The 17,420-nt window shown below is 68.1% G+C and carries 15 protein-coding genes and 2 pseudogenes; 11 read left to right on the top strand and 6 right to left on the bottom strand.

Annotated elements, in window-relative coordinates; translation table 11 throughout:
* Positions 1 to 393 (top strand): annotated as a pseudogene (locus tag Q9R22_RS01590) (hypothetical protein); the annotation flags it as partial.
* A 91-nt stretch (positions 394 to 484) separates the two neighbouring features.
* On the opposite strand, the gene rraA reads toward Q9R22_RS01590, so the two are convergent.
* Together rraA and Q9R22_RS01600 are read right to left on the bottom strand one after the other, a co-directional pair.
* Entirely contained in the window at positions 485 to 952 is a 468-nt protein-coding gene (gene rraA / locus Q9R22_RS01595) for a ribonuclease E activity regulator RraA (RefSeq protein WP_131332197.1), read from the bottom strand.
* A gap of 122 nt (positions 953 to 1,074) precedes the next feature.
* Entirely contained in the window at positions 1,075 to 2,544 is a 1,470-nt protein-coding gene (locus Q9R22_RS01600) for an XRE family transcriptional regulator (RefSeq protein WP_131332196.1), read from the bottom strand.
* Positions 2,545 to 2,909: 365 nt separating this feature from the next.
* Here Q9R22_RS01600 and aceA point away from each other — a divergent pair, with 365 nt between their 5' ends.
* Entirely contained in the window at positions 2,910 to 4,196 is a 1,287-nt protein-coding gene (aceA, locus tag Q9R22_RS01605; RefSeq protein ID WP_064846502.1) for an isocitrate lyase, read from the top strand.
* Positions 4,197 to 4,464: 268 nt separating this feature from the next.
* Here the strand turns inward: aceA and Q9R22_RS01610 are convergent, their stop codons facing one another.
* Complete coding sequence (locus Q9R22_RS01610; RefSeq protein WP_098053542.1) at positions 4,465 to 4,947, bottom strand: hotdog fold thioesterase; 483 nt, start codon at positions 4,945 to 4,947, stop codon at positions 4,465 to 4,467.
* Positions 4,948 to 5,131: 184 nt separating this feature from the next.
* Here Q9R22_RS01610 and paaZ point away from each other — a divergent pair, with 184 nt between their 5' ends.
* The gene (gene paaZ, locus Q9R22_RS01615; protein WP_131332195.1) at positions 5,132 to 7,258 is read left to right on the top strand and encodes a phenylacetic acid degradation bifunctional protein PaaZ; all 2,127 of its coding nucleotides are present in this window, start codon (positions 5,132 to 5,134) and stop codon (positions 7,256 to 7,258) included.
* An 81-nt stretch (positions 7,259 to 7,339) separates the two neighbouring features.
* Here paaZ and Q9R22_RS01620 read toward each other — a convergent pair whose 3' ends face one another.
* From Q9R22_RS01620 to Q9R22_RS01630, 3 genes are all read right to left on the bottom strand, one after another.
* Entirely contained in the window at positions 7,340 to 7,960 is a 621-nt protein-coding gene (locus Q9R22_RS01620; RefSeq protein ID WP_131332194.1) for a TetR/AcrR family transcriptional regulator, read from the bottom strand.
* 233 nt (positions 7,961 to 8,193) lie between these two features.
* Positions 8,194 to 9,531 (bottom strand): AMP-binding protein, encoded by a 1,338-nt coding sequence (locus Q9R22_RS01625; protein ID WP_131332193.1) that lies wholly within the window; start codon positions 9,529 to 9,531, stop codon positions 8,194 to 8,196.
* Between the two features lie 4 nt (positions 9,532 to 9,535).
* On the bottom strand, positions 9,536 to 9,946 hold the full coding sequence (locus tag Q9R22_RS01630) for a PaaI family thioesterase (RefSeq protein ID WP_131332192.1): 411 nt from the start codon (positions 9,944 to 9,946) through the stop codon (positions 9,536 to 9,538).
* A 255-nt stretch (positions 9,947 to 10,201) separates the two neighbouring features.
* Between Q9R22_RS01630 and paaA the strand changes: the two genes are divergently transcribed.
* The 8 genes and pseudogenes from paaA to Q9R22_RS01670 all read left to right on the top strand — a co-directional run bounded on the left by paaA (position 10,202) and on the right by Q9R22_RS01670 (position 17,390).
* Complete coding sequence (paaA, locus tag Q9R22_RS01635; protein ID WP_131332191.1) at positions 10,202 to 11,239, top strand: 1,2-phenylacetyl-CoA epoxidase subunit PaaA; 1,038 nt, start codon at positions 10,202 to 10,204, stop codon at positions 11,237 to 11,239.
* A gap of 2 nt (positions 11,240 to 11,241) precedes the next feature.
* Positions 11,242 to 11,538 (top strand): 1,2-phenylacetyl-CoA epoxidase subunit PaaB, encoded by a 297-nt coding sequence (gene paaB / locus Q9R22_RS01640; RefSeq protein WP_131332190.1) that lies wholly within the window; start codon positions 11,242 to 11,244, stop codon positions 11,536 to 11,538.
* Complete coding sequence (gene paaC / locus Q9R22_RS01645) at positions 11,535 to 12,371, top strand: 1,2-phenylacetyl-CoA epoxidase subunit PaaC (RefSeq protein WP_206398733.1); 837 nt, start codon at positions 11,535 to 11,537, stop codon at positions 12,369 to 12,371. Before paaB ends, paaC begins: the two co-directional genes overlap by 4 nt.
* Positions 12,372 to 12,442: 71 nt before the next feature.
* On the top strand, positions 12,443 to 12,958 hold the full coding sequence (gene paaD, locus Q9R22_RS01650; protein WP_311254036.1) for a 1,2-phenylacetyl-CoA epoxidase subunit PaaD: 516 nt from the start codon (positions 12,443 to 12,445) through the stop codon (positions 12,956 to 12,958).
* 2 nt (positions 12,959 to 12,960) lie between these two features.
* Entirely contained in the window at positions 12,961 to 14,160 is a 1,200-nt protein-coding gene (gene paaE / locus Q9R22_RS01655) for a 1,2-phenylacetyl-CoA epoxidase subunit PaaE (protein WP_311253952.1), read from the top strand.
* Positions 14,161 to 14,271: 111 nt separating this feature from the next.
* On the top strand, positions 14,272 to 15,045 hold the full coding sequence (locus tag Q9R22_RS01660; protein ID WP_311253953.1) for an enoyl-CoA hydratase/isomerase family protein: 774 nt from the start codon (positions 14,272 to 14,274) through the stop codon (positions 15,043 to 15,045).
* Positions 15,046 to 15,223: 178 nt separating this feature from the next.
* Positions 15,224 to 16,084, top strand: coding sequence for a formate/nitrite transporter family protein (locus Q9R22_RS01665; RefSeq protein WP_311253954.1), 861 nt, complete (start codon positions 15,224 to 15,226; stop codon positions 16,082 to 16,084).
* A 304-nt stretch (positions 16,085 to 16,388) separates the two neighbouring features.
* Positions 16,389 to 17,390: pseudogene (locus Q9R22_RS01670) on the top strand (serine hydrolase).
* Positions 17,391 to 17,420 lie beyond the last annotated feature (30 nt).

The raw sequence follows: 17,420 nt of genomic DNA on the forward strand, positions 1-17,420 counted from the left end.
GCCAGCTACGCCGTGTACCAGAACGGTCAGGCCGTGGGGTACGTGCCGCCCAGGGAGGGCACCACGGTGGTCTCCTTCGGCCCCGCTCCCGTGCTGGGAGCTCAGGAGTGGGATCTGCGCACCAACTCCACCGTGGACAAGTACGGCAACGTGTACCTGACGGACGGCCAGGCTGTGACCGTGCTGACCCCCACCGACAAGGGGTACGACTCCCACGACACCATGCCCGCCCAGCGGGGTACGTCCAACCACCCGTTCAACTGGGCCGATCTGGTGATCGACGCGACGGGTGAGCCCACGGTCATCCAGCACGTCACGAACGAGCAGGGCAATGACTCGGGCAAGCGGGTGAACTGGACCTGGAACGGCCAGGAGTTCGTGGCCCAGAAGTAGTCACGACACCCGGCCCCCACCGGAACGACGACGGCGAACCCCGCGGGTGCGGAAGTCGCCGTCGTATATCCGTCCAGCGGAGGTAGCGGGCTCAGCGCTCCACCAGGACCCCGTCCTCGTCCGCCCACAGGGTCCTGCCCGGGCGGAAGGTCACGCCGCCGAAGGTGACGATCACGTCCACTTCCCCGGAGTCGTTGGGTTCGGACTTGCGGGGATTCGTGCCCAGCGCCTTGATGCCGATGTCCAGGGTGCCCAGCTCCACGCGGTCCCGCACGGGGGCGTTGATGATCAGCCCGGCCCACCCGTTCTCCATGGCGGTGCGGGCCACGTTGTCCCCGAGCAGCGCGCGGTTCATGGATCCCTGCCCGTCCACCACGAGCACCGCACCCTCACCGGCGGTGGCCACGAGCTTCTTGACGTCCACGTTGGACTCGAAGCAGCGCACCGTGCGGATGGGTCCGGTGAACCGGTGGACACCACCCACCGAGATGAACTGGGTGGTCACGGACTGCAGGTCCTCGCCGTGTTCGTCATACAGGTCGGCGGTCGCGAAGCTCATGGGTCACCTTTCGTGCCTACGGATCGCCGACGACGCTCGGGGCCCGGGCACGCGGCGTCCGGACACGGACGGTCCGGGCGCGTAGGGGTGGCGCGGCGTCGTCGGCGGGAACGTGATGGAGGTTACGTGAGGTCGCCGGATGAGGCAACGGGGGCGTGTCGCTGCAGGAAGCGGTAGACCTCGGTCTCGTCCACCCCGGGGAACGCGCCGGCGGGCATGGCGGCGAGCATGTGGGACGCGGGGCGGGCGGAGGGCCAGGACTGGCCGTCCCACTGCTCGGCGAGCGCCGGGGCGGGCTGTTGGCAGCACGCGGGGTCGGGGCAGGTGGAGGTGTGGCGCACCGTGGTGGCGCGGCCCCGGAACCATTTGACGTGCTCGTACGGCACACCGAAAGAGATGGAGAATTCCCCGTTCTCGGATCCCTCCACGCGGGCCGAGCACCAGAACGTGCCGTGCGGGGTGTCGGTGTACTGGAAGTGGGACAGCAACCGGTTGGTCCCCGAGAACGCCTGCCGCGCGGAGAAGAACCGGCAGGCCCTCTGCCCCTCCACCGCGCCGCTGTGGTCGGTGGGCAACTGCAACCCGTCGTTCTGCCACGCCTTGTGGATGATCCCGGAGGAGTGCACCTTCTCGAAGTGGGTGGGGATGCCGAAGTGGTGGGTCATCAAGTTGGTCATCCGGTGTGCCGCGGTCTCGTGGGACACCGCGAACGCGTCCCGTAGGTCGTCCACGGACAACTCCCGCTGGGACTTGGCGCGCCCCAGCAGGTCCACCGCGGAGGCCTCCGGGATCATCAGGGCCGCCGCGAAGTAATTCGTCTCCACGCGCTGTTCCAGGAACTCGCCGTAGTCCGCCGGGCGGTGGTGTTCAAGCAAGTGATGCCCCACGGCCTGCAACAACACCGACCACGGCGAGCCCGCCCCGGCGGTGGCCGGCAGGTAGAACCGGCGGTTGCGCAGGTCCGTGACCGAGCGCGTGGAGTGCGGCAGGTCCGGGACCTGGTGGATCTCGAATCCCACGTGCTCCACGAGCCGCGAAATGTGGTGCTCGGACAGCGGTCCGCCCGTGTGGCGGATCGCGGCGAGCAGTTCCGCGGCCATGGTCTCGATGCGTTCGAAATAGTTGTCGATCCCCCGCATGCGCGCTCGCAACTGGGTGTTGGCGCGCCGGGCCTCCTCCGGTGTGGCCGCCTGTTCCTCGAGCCGCTGGGCGAGTTGCTGCTGCAGGGCCGCGAGCGCCTCGAGGGTCTCGGTACTCGTGCCCGGCCCCACCCGCACCGTGGGCAACCCGAGGGACGCGTACATGGGTCCGCGCTGCACGCGCTCCACCTGGATTTCCAGTTCCATGCGGCGCGACGGCGCCTTGGCCCCCAGCAGTTGCTCCACGCTCATGTCCAGCGCGGCAGCGATGGCGGACAGCGCGCTGAGCTTGGGTTCGCGCTTGCCGTTCTCGATCAGCGACAGCGCCGACGCCGCCATGCCCACGGTGCGCGCGAGCTCCTCGAGCGTGATCCGCAGTCGCTTGCGGCGGTAGCGGATCCGCCGCCCCAGCACGATCGGATCGGTCGGGTCCCCGGACTCCTCGGGTGGCACGTCGGACGACGAGCGCGCGGGGACCCGCGTGCCGGTCGCGGGGTCCGTGCGCCGCGGTATTGCCGTCCGGGCGGGCTCCGTGCCCCGCGACCGCGCAGCGCGCGCGGGTTCCGAACCATGAGCGCTCCGCGGTGCGGCGGGGCGAGGGGGAGCGCCGTCGCCGGTGCGACGGCGCCTGCGGGGTCCTGTGTCCGGGGTCATAGTCCGAGTTTAGGCAGATTTTTCTCAAACGTGAAGAAAACCAATTCTTCATCCTAAAAGCCTCTATGCGGGGAGTGCAGATCGCGGCAAAAGTGGAACACATCAAGTTACCCGTGCGGAGCTCCCACCGAGGCCGCCGGCTCGAACGATCAAAGGAGAACGAGATGAGCAACGAGAACAGCAACCTCCGCAGCGCCGAGGAACTCGCCCGGGACTGGGAGGAGAACCCCCGCTGGGCCGGCGTGACCCGTGACTACGCCCCCGAGGAGGTCCTGCGTCTGCAGGGTTCCTTTCGAGAAGAGCACACCAACGCCCGCCGCGGTGCGGAACGGCTCTGGTACCTGCTCAACTCGGAGGATTACATCAATGCTCTGGGCGCTCTGACCGGTAACCAGGCCGTCCAGCAGGTCAAGGCCGGGCTCAAGGCGATCTACCTCTCCGGTTGGCAGGTCGCCGGTGACGCGAACCTCGCGGGCCAGACCTACCCGGACCAGTCCCTCTACCCGGCGAACTCGGTTCCCCAGGTGGTGCGCCGGATCAACAACGCGCTCAAGCGTGCGGACCAGATCGAGCACGCCGAGGACGTCCACACCGTGGAGAACTGGATGGCGCCGATCGTCGCGGACGCGGAGGCCGGCTTCGGCGGACCGCTCAACGCGTTCGAGCTCATGAAGTCCATGATCGACGCCGGTGCGGCGGGCGTGCACTGGGAGGACCAGCTGGCCTCCGAGAAGAAGTGCGGTCACCTGGGCGGCAAGGTGCTGATCCCCACCCAGCAGCACATCCGCACCCTCAACGCGGCCCGCCTCGCGGCGGACGTGGAGGACGTCCCCAGCATCATCATCGCCCGCACGGATGCCGAGGCGGCCACCCTGATCACCTCGGACATCGACGAGCAGGACGCCGAGTTCATCACCGGCGAGCGCACCCCGGAGGGCTTCTACAAGGTCCGCAACGGTGTGGAGCCCTGCATCGCCCGCGCCAAGGCGTACGCCCCCTACTCGGACCTGATCTGGATGGAGACCGGCACGCCGGATCTCAAGCTGGCCCGCCAGTTCGCGGATGCTGTGCATGAGGACTTCCCGGACCAGATGCTCGCGTACAACTGCTCGCCGTCCTTCAACTGGAAGAAGCACCTGGACGACGAGACCATCGCCAAGTTCCAGCGCGAACTCTCCGCCATGGGCTACCGCTTCCAGTTCATCACCCTGGCCGGTTTCCACGCGCTGAACTACTCGATGTTCGATCTGGCCCACGGCTACGCCCGCAACCAGATGACCTCGTACGTGGAACTGCAGGAGCGCGAGTTCGCCGCCGAGGAGCGCGGTTACACCGCCACCAAGCACCAGCGCGAGGTGGGTACCGGGTACTTCGACCTGGTCTCCCAGGTGGTCAACCCCAACTCCTCCACGATCGCCCTCACGGGCTCCACCGAGAGCGCCCAGTTCTGAACCCGGCGCCCTGAAGACCCGCGGAGACCGGAGCACGGTCACTGAGGCCAAAGAACTCCGGGCATCCGGTCTCCGCGTCCACCCTGTCCGCGCGGCATGAGAGGGGACTCCTCAGCCCTCCCGCGGACCACGAACCGCCCCGACACCGTTCCCACACGGTGCCGGGGCGGTTCCGTGTGTTCCCTGCGGTGCCGGGGCGGCTCCGCGGACGACGACGCCGCGGTGCCCTTCCCGAGGGACGGGCACCGCGGCATCGTCGGACGAATGCTCAGGAGCGCTTCGCGGGCTTGAGGTAATTGGTGATCCGCACGGTGCACAGGCGCTTGCCGGTGTCGATGTGGGTGATGACCACCTCGTGGTTCGTGACGCTGCGCCCCAGGTGGATCGCCGTGGCCACGCCGCGCACCCGGCCGCTTGTAGCGGAGGCGTGGTGGGTCGCGTTGATGTCCACGCCCACGGCCACCTTGCCCATGGTGGAGCCGTGGATCACCGCGGCCCACGAGCCCAGCATCTCCCCGAGCGCCACGGACGCGCCGCCGTGCAGCAGCCCCAGGGACTGCCGGTTGCCCTCCACGGGCATGGTCGCCACCACGCGCTCGGCGGACTGCTCCTCCACCACCACGCCCATCTTCTCGTCCAGTTCACCCAACTCGATGATCCACGGCTCGTACGCCTCACCGAACTCCTCGGCGGGGGACGCGACTCGTGCGTTCTCGGCGCGGACGTCCGCGCGGGTGGGATCCTCGTGCATGCTGACTCCTCGGTGATCAGGCCCCACGCCGCGCCGGTGGGCCGCGCTGAGCGGCGCGCAGAGCGGCGTCGAACGCCGACGGCGGAGCGTGGTGACCATGGTGCCCTTGTGTGACCTAGGTTATCCTGGGCCAAATACTGACCGATCGTTCGTCTGATGGCCGCGACAGTCCGGAGGACCCCGCGTGAACACCCAGACCCAGGCATCCGAGACCCAGGAACCGCAGATCCTGCCCAGCTTCGTCGCCGGGAAGTGGTGGCGGCCGAAGGACCCGCAGAAGATCGCGGACGTGCGCAATGCCACCACCGGGGAGCTCGTGGCCCGGGTGAGCACGGACGGGATCGACACCGCGGGCGCCGTGGACCACGGACGCACCGTGGGCCAGGCCGCACTGGGGCAACTGCGCATCCACGACCGCGCCCTGATCCTCAAGCAGCTCGCGCAATACCTGGGCGAGCACAAGGAGGAGCTGTACGAGATCTCCTACGCGACCGGGGCCACGGCCAAGGACCACCTGATCGACATCGACGGTGGGATCGGGACCCTCTTCACGTTCTCGTCCAAGGGACGGCGCGAACTGCCCAACGCCAACGTGATCGTGGACGGCGCGGTGGAACAGCTCTCGCGGGACGGCTCGTTCCTGGGTGAGCACGTCTACACCCGCGTGCCCGGGGTGACCGTGCAGATCAACGCGTTCAACTTCCCCGTGTGGGGCATGCTCGAGAAGTTTGCGCCCGCATTCATCGCCGGGGTGCCCACCATCGTGAAACCCGCGACCCCCACCGGGTACGTGACCGAGGCGTGCGTGCGGCTCATGCTGGACTCCGGGCTGCTGCCGGAGGGTTCCCTGCAGCTGATCTCCGGCGCCGCGCGCGATCTGCTGGACCACCTGGACGCCCGCGACCACGTGGCCTTCACCGGCTCGGCCGCCACCGCCCAGTCGCTGCGCGCCCACACCAACGTGCAGGAGAAGGGCGTGCGTTTCACGGCGGAGACCGATTCGCTCAACGCCGCGATCATGGCCCCGGACGTCACCGAGGACTCCCCCGAGTTCGAGGCGTTCGTGAAGTCCGTGGTCCTGGAGATCACCGCCAAGGCCGGGCAGAAGTGCACCGCGATCCGCCGGGTCATCGTTCCGCAGGCGCTCAAGCCCGCCGTGATCGCCGCGCTGCGGGAGCGGGTGGCGCAGCGCGCCGTCGTCGGCGACCCGCGCGATTCCGCCACCACGGTGGGCCCGCTCGCGTCCGACGACCAGCACTTCGAGGTGCTGCGCTCCGTGCGCGCCCTGATCGACGCCGGCGCCACCGTGGAACTCGGCGGTCCCGAGGAACTCGCGTCGCTGCCGGAGCAGGGCGCCTTCTTCCCCGTCACGGTGCTCTCGTTCGACGACGTCCGCACCCCCGCCGTCCACGAGCTCGAGGCGTTCGGCCCGGTCACCTCGGTGCTGGGTTACTCGGGGGACGTCGCGGACGCTGTGGAGATCGCCGCGCTGGGCGGCGGCTCGCTCGTGGCGACCGTGTGCACTCACTCCCCCGAGCTCGCGGCGCAGTTCGCCTCCGGAATCGGTGCGTACCACGGTCGCGTGCTCTTCCTGGATCGCGACGACGCTAAAACCTCCACAGGTCACGGCTCCCCCGTTCCCCACCTGGTCCACGGCGGCCCCGGCCGCGCCGGTGGTGGGGAGGAACTCGGTGGCGTGCGCGCGGTCAAGCACTACATGCAGCGCACCGCCGTCCAGGGCTCCCCGGACCTACTGACCGGGATCACCGGCCAGTGGCACTGGGGCGCGACCGCCAACACCGTGACCCGCGAGGACGTGGAGAACGGCACTGGGGAGCACCCCTTCCGGAAGTCGCTGCAGACCCTGCGGATCGGGGACCAGTTCGTCTCAGACCTGCGCACGGTCTCACTCGAGGACATCCTGGAATTCGCGGAGAAGACCGGGGACACGTTCTACGCCCACACGGACGAGGAAGCCGCCATGGCCAACCCGTTCTTCCCCCGGCGGGTGGCCCACGGCTACCTGCTGGTCTCGTGGGCCGCAGGGCTGTTCGTGGAGCCCGCACCCGGGCCCGTTCTCGCCAACTACGGGCTGGAGAACCTGCGCTTCATCACCCCGGTGACCTACGACGACGCCATCCGCGTGACCCTGACCGCCAAGAAGATCACCCCGCGTGTCACGGACGAGTACGGCGAGGTGGCCTGGGACGCCCGCCTGACCAGCCAGAACGACGAGATCGTGGCCACCTACGACGTCCTGACCCTGGTGGCCAAGACCTGGCCCCCCGCCGAAGGCGTGGCCGCCGACTGAACCGGGGGCGGCGGCGACAGGTGCTCACTGCCCCAGCAGCAACGACGGGCCACACCCGCGGAGAGTTGAGCGGCCGGGGAACTACGCCCGCAAGCCCGAGAACACCATTTTCACGACCGTGTCCGCGAGCTGGTCCACCGTCCCGGAACGCTCCGGCTGGTACCAGTCCACGATCGAGTTGACCATGCCCAGCATCAGACGCGGCGCCGACCTGCCGGAGATGTCCGTGCGCAGTTCGCCCTCCTCCTGCGCCTGCCGCACGAGTTCCTCCACGGTGCGCGTCAGCGTACGACGCCGCTGCAGCGCCGCGAGCTCCACCTCCGAGTTGCCCCGCAACCGCAGGAGCAGGGTCACGTAGGGCATCTGGTCCACGAGCACGTGCACCGAACCGTCCAGGATCTGCTCGAGCTTGTTCACCGGCCCGCTGCCCCCCGCCAAGACCCGTTCGAACACGGCCTCCAACGCGTCGAGGGCACGGTCCAGCGCCTGCTCGAGGATCGCCTCCTTGGATTCCACGTGGTGGTAGATCGCGGACTTGGAGATCCCCAGGTGCTTGGAGAGGGTCCCCATGGAGGTGGCGTCGTAGCCGTAGCGGTTGAAGACGTCCACGCACACGGACAGCAGGGTCTCGCGGTCGTAGCCGGGACGGCCGCGCCGCGGCGCCACAGCGACGTCGGCGGAGGAGTTGAGCTCGGTGGGCATGGACGTGGCCTCGACCTTCTGGCGGGGACGGAATACCTCAGGTTACCCGGTCGTCGCTTTCTCACCGCCGGGAAGGTGGCGGGGCGGCGTCGGGCGGGAATCAGGCGACGTCGCCGGGACCCACACCCCGGGCCGACGACGCGGCGCCGCCACCCTGCCCCGTTGCCCGACACCGCGGCGGAACTCCGCGACCGACCCCGCGACGGCGCCCGCAGGCGTCGCCGCGGAGGGGCCTACTTGTCGCGGTGGTCGTAGACGCGGCGCAGCTTGCCCGAGGAACGTGCGAGGGTCCCGGGCTCGGCGATGTCGATCGTGGCGATCGAACCGATCTTCGTCTTGATGTCGTGCAGCAGCTTCTTGCCACCCTCCTGGGCCTGCTCCACGGTGGCTTCCTCGCGGCGCTCGATGTGGATGGTCATCTGGTCCATGCGGTTGGGCCGGGTGATCTCGAGCGTGAAGTGCGGGGAAAGCGCGGGGATCTTCAGCGCGAGTTCCTCGATCTGGGACGGGAAGAGGTTCACGCCGCGCAGGATGATCATGTCGTCCGAGCGCCCCGTGATCCGGCCCATGCGCCGGTGACCCGGACGCGCGGTGCCCGGCAGCAGGCGGGTGAGGTCGTGGGTTCGGTAGCGGATGATCGGCAGCGCCTGCTTGGTCAGCGCGGTGAACACGAGCTCGCCGGGGCGCCCGGTGGGCAGCACCGTGTCGTCGAACGGGTCGATGACCTCCGGGCGGAAGTGGTCCTCCCAGATGTGCGAACCGTCCTTCGTCTCGCAGGACTCGCCGGCCACGCCGGGGCCCATGACCTCGGAGAGGCCGTAGATGTCGCACGCGGAGATGTTGAACGTCTTCTCGATCTCGTGGCGCATCTCCTCGGTCCACGGCTCCGCCCCGAGTACCGCGTGCCGCAGGGAGGTCTCGCGCGGGTCGAGACCGAGCTTGCGGAAGCCGTCCGCGATGGTGAGCAGGTACGTGGGGGTGGAGAGGATGGCCTGCGGCTCGAAGTCTCGGATGAGCTGCACCTGTTTTTCCGTCTGCCCTCCGGACATCGGGATCACGGCGCATCCCAGGCGCTCCGCACCGTAGTGGGCGCCCAGCCCGCCGGTGAACAGCCCGTAGCCGTACGCGTTGTGCACCTTGTCCCCGGGCTTCATTCCCGAGAGCCGGAAGCAGCGTGCCACGAGGGCCCCCCATGTCTGCAGGTCCTCCTCCGTGTAGGCCACCACGGTGGGCTGCCCGGTGGTGCCCGACGACGCGTGGATGCGTCGGATCTCGGACATGGGCGTGGCGAAGGACGTGAACGGGTAGGCCTTGCGCAGGAATTCCTTGTCCGTGTAGGGGAACTTCGCGAGGTCCTCGAGCTCCCGGAAGTCATCCGGGTGCACCCCGTGCTCGTCGAAGAGCTCCTGGTAGGCGGGCACGTTCTCGTACGCGTAGTGCAGGGTCCAGTTCAGGCGCTCCGTCTGCAGCGCCTCGATCTGGTCCCGGCTCATCAGCTCCTCGGGATCCGGCTGAGAGGAGTCCCCGGAGGCCACGGGGTGGTACGGGCTGGGCACGGAGCACGACGTCATGGGTTCACGCTTTCTGGCGAAGGGGCACGGTGCGGCTGCGGCCGCGGAACTGGGCGACGACGTCCCCGTCCTGGGTGGAGACGGTGATGTCGCACAGGCCGCTGCGCCCGGTGGTGGCGATCTGGCGACCCTCCGCGACGAGGGTCTGGCCCGGGTGGGCCGAGCTGAGGAAGTTGATGTCCACGCCCTGAGCCACGGTCATGGAGGTGCGGTCCGGTTCCGGGTCGTTGCACGTCATGGCGAAGCACGAGTCCGCGAGCGCGAAGATCATCCCGCCGTGCACGATGCCGAAGCCGTTGAGCATCTCCTCCCGCACGGCCATGGAGATCACGCAGTGCCCGGGGTCCGCGCGCTGCACGGTGATCCCCAACCACTCGGAGGCACGGTCGCCAGTGAGGACGGGATGGTGTGGCACGGGGGCTCCTCAGATTTTCAGAACGATCGGTCAGTAGGTAACCGCGAAATGTGACGTGTGTCAACAAGTCCAGGGCTCCGCCGCGGCGTCGCCACCCCTGCACATCCATTGGCGGGTCCCCGCCTCCCGGGCGGAAATTGTGTTGACGACCACACCGGGGGCCTATATTCTGAACGAGCGGTCAGTTATTATTGTCGGCAGCGTACAGAGTTCATCCTCCGCTCCCATCTCACCCGCGAACCGAGGACACACACCATGACTGAGCAGACCACCTCTGCGGACCAGGCGGAGCCCACCGCCGAGCAGCAGCACTTCGAGCACCTCCTCAGCGAGGACTCCCGCGTGGAGCCCCGGGACTGGATGCCGGAGGCCTACCGGAAGAGCCTGACCCGCCAGGTCTCCCAGCACGCGCACTCCGAGATCATCGGCATGCAGCCGGAGGCCAACTGGATCACCCGCGCCCCGAGCCTCAAGCGCAAGGCCGTGCTGATGGCCAAGGTCCAGGACGAGGCCGGCCACGGGCTGTACCTCTACTCCGCGGCGGAGACCCTGGGCACCCCGCGCTCCGTGCTCACCGAGCAGCTGCTGAGCGGCAAGGCCAAGTACTCCTCGATCTTCAACTACCCGGCCCGCACCTGGGCGGACATGGGCGCGATCGGCTGGCTCGTGGACGGCGCCGCGATCTGCAATCAGGTGCCGCTGTGCCGCGCCTCCTACGGCCCGTACGGCCGCGCCATGGTGCGCATCTGCAAGGAGGAGTCCTTCCACCAGCGCCAGGGCTGGGAGATCCTCTACGAGCTCTCCCACGGCACCGAGGCGCAGAAGCAGATGGCCCAGGAGGCCGTGAACCGCTTCTACGGCCCCGCCCTGCAGATGTTCGGTCCCCCGGACGCCGACTCGCCCAACTCGCAGCAGTCCATGGAGTGGAACATCAAGCGCTTCTCCAACGACGAGCTGCGCCAGCGCTTCGTGGACATGATCGTCCCGCAGGCCGAGGCCCTGGGTCTGACGCTGCCGGACCCGGACCTGAAGTGGAACGAGGAGCGCGGCCACTACGACTACGGCCAGCTGGACTGGAACGAATTCATGTCCGTGATCAAGGGCTCCGGGCCGTGCAACGTCCAACGCATGAAGCGCCGTCGTGAGGCCCACGCGAACGGTGCGTGGGTGCGCGAGGCCGCGCAGGCCTACGCCGAGCGCCAGGCGCGCGAAGCAGCGGCGTCGTCCGAGGACGCGCAGGACCAGACCACCGTCATGGCGGGCCGCGGCTCCGCAGAACTGATCGGAGCCTGAGCATGAATGAGAACCAGACCGGTAATTGGCCCCTGTGGGAGGTCTTCGTGCGTTCTTCGCGCGGGCTGTCCCACGTGCACGCGGGCTCCCTGCACGCCCCGGACGCCACCATGGCCGTGCGCAACGCGCGTGACCTCTACACCCGGCGCAACGAGGGCACGAGCGTGTGGGTGGTCCCCGCGGACGCCATCACGGCCTCGGATCCGGACTCCAAGGGCGGCTACTTCGAGTCCGCGCAGGGCAAGAGCTACCGCCACGCCACGTACTACACCAAGAGCGAAGGGGTGAAGCACCTGTGAGCGCGTTCGCCTCCCACGACTCCGCCACCAAGCAGTCCGCGGGTGACGCGATCACCGCCGAGGAGATCGCGGAGACCGGCGGCAAGGCCTCGGAGGCTGTGGCCCAGTACGCTCTGCGTCTCGGCGACGACGCCCTGATGCTGTCCCAGCGCCTGGGCTGGTGGATCTCCCGGGCCCCCGAACTCGAGGAGGACATCGCGCTGGGCAACATCGCGCTGGACCTCATCGGCCACGCGCGCTTCCTGCTGACCTACGCGGGCTCCGCGTGGGGCAAGACCGAGGACGAGCTCGCGTACTTCCGCAACGAGGAGGAGTTCCGCTCCGTGCGCCTCGTGGAGCAGGAGAACGGGGACTTCGGTCAGACCATCGCGCGGCAGCTGCTGTTCTCCTTCTACCAGTACGAGCTCTACTCGGCGCTGCAGTCCTCCACGGACCAGACCCTGGCCGCGATCGCCGACAAGGCCCTCAAGGAGGTGGAGTACCACCAGGACCACGCCGCCCAGTGGATGCTGCGCCTGGGCCTCGGAACCCAGGAGTCCAAGCGGCGCATCCAGGAGGGCCTCTACTACATGTGGCCCTACCTGGACGAGCTGTTCGCGGACGAGCCCCTGCACGACGAGCTCGAGGGCATCGCCGTGCGGCCCTCCAGCCTGCGCGAGCGGACCATGGACCGCGTCACCGCTCTGCTGGCGGAGGCCGAGCTCGATGTCCCGAGCGTGGCCCAGGCCCGACTCTCCGCCGCACCGCGTGACGGCTCCTACTCCGAGTACCGCGGGTACATCCTCGCCGAGATGCAGTGGCTCGCCCGCCAGCATCCCGGCGCCACGTGGTGAGCACCGTGTTCTCCCGCGTTCCGCCCCGCTCGCTGCCGCCCACGGGCGGCGTGGCGCCCCGGGAGGTCCCCATGGGGCCGTCCCGGCGCCCGGACGATGCGCGCGACGCCGCCCTGTGGGACGTCGCCGCCACCGTGTGCGACCCCGAGATCCCCGTGCTCACGCTCGAGGACCTCGGGGTGCTGCGGGACGCCGTGGCCGGGCAGGACGAGACGGTGGTGGTGATCACCCCCACCTACTCCGGGTGCCCCGCCATGGACACCATGGCCGCAGACCTCGAGGCGGCCGTGACCGCCGCCGGCTACGAGGACGTGCGTGTGGTGCAGGTGCTGCGCCCGGCGTGGACCACCGACTGGATGTCCCCCGAGGGCCAGGCCAAGCTGCGCGAGTACGGCATCGCCCCGCCCACCGGGCGCACCGCCGCCGGGCACAACTCCGGACCGGTGCGACTGAGCCTGGCCGTGAAGTGCCCGCACTGCAGCTCCCTGGACACCCGCGAAATGACCCGTTTCGGGTCCACGTCCTGCAAGGCCCTGTGGGTCTGCAACGACTGCAAAGAACCCTTCGACTACTTCAAGGTGCACTGATCATGAGCGAAACCGCGGACACCTCCACGCTGGAGGACGCCACCGAAGCCAGCGCGGGCGGCGGCAAGCGCCGCGCCACGTTCAACACCCTCGCGGTCTCCGAGGTGCGCAAGCTGACCCCCGACTCCGTGGAGGTCACGTTCGAGGTCCCCGAGGACCTCGTGGCGGACTACAACTACCTGCCCGGGCAGTACGTGGCCATCCGCGCGCAGATCAACGGCCACGAGGTGCGCCGCTCCTACTCGATCTGCGCGGACCCCACCCCGGGTGAGATCCGTGTGGCCATCAAGAAGGACATGGGCGGCGTGTTCTCCACGTGGGCGAACGAGCAGCTCACCGCCGGGGACACCCTGGACGTGATGAACCCGCAGGGCGCGTTCACCTCCAAGGTCAACATCACCTCCATGAACGACCCCGAGAAGCTCGCCGAGCGGGAGGTGGCCAAGAAGCGCAACGTGCACCTGGTGGCGTTCGCCGCCGGGTCCGGGATCACGCCCATCATGGCGATCGCCCGCGCGCTGCTGCGCGCCTCCGACACCGCCGCGATAGACGTCATCTACGCCAACCGCTCGTCCATGGACGTGATGTTCGCGGCGGAGCTGGGCGACCTCAAGGACAAGTACCCCGCCCGCCTGGCCGTGCACCACGTGCTGTCCCGCGAGCAGCGGATCTCGCCGCTGATGTCCGGGCGGATCGACCACGACAAGCTCGAGGAGCTGCTGGACCACGTGATCCAGGTGGACTCCGCGGACGAGTGGTTCCTGTGCGGCCCGTTCGAGCTCGTGCAGCTGTGCCGGGACGTCCTCAAGGAACGCGGCGTGGACGATTCCCGCGTGCGCTTCGAGCTGTTCACCACGGGCAAGCCCACCGCACCCCAGGGACAGCAGGGCCGCCCCGTCGTGGCCGACCCCAAGGGCGAGAACTACACGATCGTCTTCAACCTGGGCGGCACCTCAGCCCAGGTGGAGTCCCCCAAGTCCGCCGCGGAGACCGTGCTCAACGCCGCACTGCGCGTGCGCCCGGACGTCCCCTTCGCGTGCGCCGGCGGGGTGTGCGGCACGTGCCGCGCCAAGGTCACCTCCGGCGAGTTCGAGATGGAGGAGAACTTCGCGCTCGAGAAGGACGAGCTGGACGCCGGGTACGTCCTCACGTGCCAGACGCGCCCCACGTCCGACCGGTTGAGTGTGGACTTCGACGCCTGAGTCCCATGCGCTCCGACGACGACGCCGCGCCGGGACCGCGCGGCGTCGTCGTCGTACCTGCCCGCTCGCCCCGCGGGGCGCACAGGAACCCCGAACCGCAAGGAGAACCCCATGATCGACCTGACGATCGAGGACGCGATCGCCCGCGTGGTGCTCGACGCGCCCAAGAAGCTCAACTCGCTGGACGAGACCGCGCTGGACGACCTCGCCGCCGCATACACCGAGGCCGAGCGGGCCGGCGTGCGAGCGCTCGCGCTGAGTGGCGAGGGGCGCGCGTTCTGCGCGGGCCGGGACATCTCCGCCGTAGACCCGGCGAGTGACGACACCGACGGCTACCTCACCGGCAAGATGCAACCGCTGCTGCAGCAGATGTCCCGGTTCCCCGCGCCCACGTTCGCCGCGGTGCAGGGCGCGTGCTTGGGCGTGGGGCTGGGGCTCGCGATCGCAACGGACGTGGTGTACGTGGCGCAGGACGCGACCATCGGATCCCCGTTCGCCAACCTGGGGGCCACGCTGGACTCGGGCGGGCACGCCCTGTTCACCGAACGACTGGGCCCCCACCGCACCCTGGACCTGATCTACACCGCCGAGCTGATGACCGGCGCTGAGGCCGTGGCGGCGGGACTGTTCTCCCGAGCCGTGCCGGCGGAGGAGCTCATGGAGTTCACCATGCAGCGGGTGTCTAAGGTGGCCCGCGGTGCCACGCAGTCCTACCTGGCGTCCAAGGAACTCGTGGCCCAGGTGCGGGACAACCGCGTGGGGTTGTGGGAGTCCATGGCAGCGGAGAACAAGGCCCAGGCGGCCCTGTGCGCCACGGAAGACTACAAGGAGGGCTTCGCGGCCTTCCAGCAGAAGCGCAAGCCGGAGTTCACGGGACGGGGCTGAGCGCTTGGGCCGCGGTGAGTAGGGACGCCGTCGGCCTTCGCTGCGCATACCTGGGCGGCCGCTCCGACGCGGTGAGTACATCTGTGCCCCGGAAAGACCACGGGAAGCGCCTGTCCGTGTTTTTTCGGGGCACAGATGTATCGCGTGATGGCTTCCCGCGTGGCCTACGCTGAGGCCCATGCCCACAGCGCGTGACAGCGAGTCCAAGCGGCGTTCCTCGGGACGCACCGCTCAGCCCCTGGAGGACGAGCTGGTCGAGGAGTTCCAGAACACCGTCCAGGAAGGCACGGATCGGCTGCACCGCACGTGGCGGGCGTTGATCATCACCGGCCTCTTCGGCGGGATCGACGTGGGCCTGGGCATCATGGCCATGCTCGCGGTCATGGATGTCACCGACTCCAAACTGCTGGCGGGCATCGCGTTCGGCGTGGGGCTGCTCGCGTTGCGCCTGGCCCACTCCGAGCTGTTCACCGAGGACTTCCTGCTCCCCATCAACGCGGTGGTCGCCGGTCACGGGACGTGGTGGTCACTCGTGCGGCTGTGGGGTGGGACCCTGCTGGCCAACCTCGTGGGTGGTTGGGTGTTCATGTGGGTGGTCGTGGCGGCGTTCCCCGACTTCGCGGACTCCCTGGTGGAGGTCGCCTCGGGGTACGTCGCGGACGGGATCGGGTTGGAGACCGTGTGCCTGGCCCTGTTGGCCGGTTCCACTATCACCCTCATGACCCGCATGCAGCAGGGTACGGACAACGACATGATGACCGCGGTGATCTCCCTGATCGGCGGCCTGTTGGTCGTGGGCCTGGGCATGCTCCACGGAGCGCTGAACTCCATCGTGATCTTCGGTGCCATGCACGCCGGTTGGGACTACTCCTACCTGGACTGGTTCGTGTGGTTCGCGTGGGTCATCCCGCTGAACATGATCGGCGGCCTGGTGATCATCTCCATACCCCGCCTCATCCGCACGTGGGAACTGCTCATGGCCGAGCGCCGCGGCGAGAGGATCTCGGACGCGTCGTCCGAGGAGGAAGAGGAAGACTGACCGTGACAAATGCTCCTCGTCGACACATGTTCGGTTTCCCGTGAAGGGTTTACCCATTTGATCAACAATCCTCTGATCGTCCTCTCGATCGCGGCCGGAAGGGTTACCCCGTCACCGAGAACTGGGTAGCCCCCGCAGGAATGGACGCCTTCGCCTGTCCGATGGGAATCCTTCCTGTACGCCCAGCAAAATCGACCATTAATTCCTCTAATGCCGGCCCTTCCGCTTCGGTGTTCCAACCATTGAGTATCCGGATCCCACCCTCGACAGGAATAAACATTTCCCGTACCCCCATGGAGAATGGTTGCCGAGAAGGGTACAGGCTGGCCATATTCACCTGATTCACCCGACACGGGAGGTAGCTCGGATTGTTGATCCGCAGGACAGCTTTCCAGGCGGTGGGGCAGGTCAAACTGTCACCGGTTCGCTCCTCACGCCCGATCCGCTACCTCCCTTCAATTACCGGACTGGGGTCAGGTTTCCAACGGCTTCCCTGTACAAGCTCGTTGTCATGGCCGCCTTCTGTCAGGCTGCGGACGATGGCCTCATCGACCCGGCTGCACCGGTCGATCTGGTGCCTGAGACCCGCGTTCCCGGGCCCACGGGGTTGTCGATATGCCTGGACCCCGTGTGCATGTCGTGTCGAGACCTGGTCGAATTGATGACGACCATCTCGGACAACACGGCTGGAAAAGCGGTGCTATGCGCCATGGGTCACGATCGTGTGGCACACACTCTGAGACACCTCGGGTTGCTGCAAACCGATATCCGGCCCTACCTTCTCGCAACCGATCTGCACACGGCCGAAGATGCCCGTGACGCCGATAATCTGGATCCCTACCTTCTGCCCGATCCCCGGGAATACGACCCCCTGCTGGTATCGAATACCACGGCCTCCGATCTCGTAGATATCCTTTCGTTCATCTGGGAGGACCGCGCAGCCACTCCCTCCCAGTGCTCGTTCATGCGGCATGTACTGGGATAACAAGCATGGGGACACCGTTTCGCTGAAGTCTTCACGTACCCGGGTGTCCAGAGCGCAGCCAAGACTGGGTCTTTGGCGGCGCTCAGCCATGAGGCTGGGGTCATTTCCCACCCCGACGAACCGCCTATCGCCGTCGCGGTCCTGACACAATCGGCCCGCAGGGAGCGGACCATTCCTCTGTCCAACACGGTGGGGGGGCAGATCGCTCGCCACTGCGTTCGTAGCTACCGCCAGGTCCTGCAGATACTCACGGATGGCGCCCATTTAGGTCATCATTGCGATACGGCGTACCGGGGGCTGCCAATCCGCCGGTACATCTGAGTCCCCAAAAGGCCGGTGGTGGCGGGTTCT

The sequence above is a fragment of the Kocuria sp. PD6 genome (assembly GCF_031844145.1).
Lineage (GTDB): Bacteria > Actinomycetota > Actinomycetes > Actinomycetales > Micrococcaceae > Kocuria > Kocuria marina.

Bases quoted from the DNA above. Each gene is read 5' to 3' on its own strand.
- paaE (WP_311253952.1), top strand. From the start codon at position 12,961: ATGAGCGAAACCGCGGACACCTCCACGCTGGAGGACGCCACCGAAGCC.
- Q9R22_RS01625 (WP_131332193.1), bottom strand. From the start codon at position 9,531: ATGACGTCGTGCTCCGTGCCCAGCCCGTACCACCCCGTGGCCTCCGGG.
- Q9R22_RS01620 (WP_131332194.1), bottom strand. From the start codon at position 7,960: ATGCCCACCGAGCTCAACTCCTCCGCCGACGTCGCTGTGGCGCCGCGG.
- Q9R22_RS01665 (WP_311253954.1), top strand. From the start codon at position 15,224: ATGCCCACAGCGCGTGACAGCGAGTCCAAGCGGCGTTCCTCGGGACGC.
- Q9R22_RS01660 (WP_311253953.1), top strand. From the start codon at position 14,272: ATGATCGACCTGACGATCGAGGACGCGATCGCCCGCGTGGTGCTCGAC.
- paaD (WP_311254036.1), top strand. From the start codon at position 12,443: ATGGGGCCGTCCCGGCGCCCGGACGATGCGCGCGACGCCGCCCTGTGG.
- rraA (WP_131332197.1), bottom strand. From the start codon at position 952: ATGAGCTTCGCGACCGCCGACCTGTATGACGAACACGGCGAGGACCTG.
- Q9R22_RS01610 (WP_098053542.1), bottom strand. From the start codon at position 4,947: ATGCACGAGGATCCCACCCGCGCGGACGTCCGCGCCGAGAACGCACGA.
- aceA (WP_064846502.1), top strand. From the start codon at position 2,910: ATGAGCAACGAGAACAGCAACCTCCGCAGCGCCGAGGAACTCGCCCGG.
- paaB (WP_131332190.1), top strand. From the start codon at position 11,242: ATGAATGAGAACCAGACCGGTAATTGGCCCCTGTGGGAGGTCTTCGTG.
- paaA (WP_131332191.1), top strand. From the start codon at position 10,202: ATGACTGAGCAGACCACCTCTGCGGACCAGGCGGAGCCCACCGCCGAG.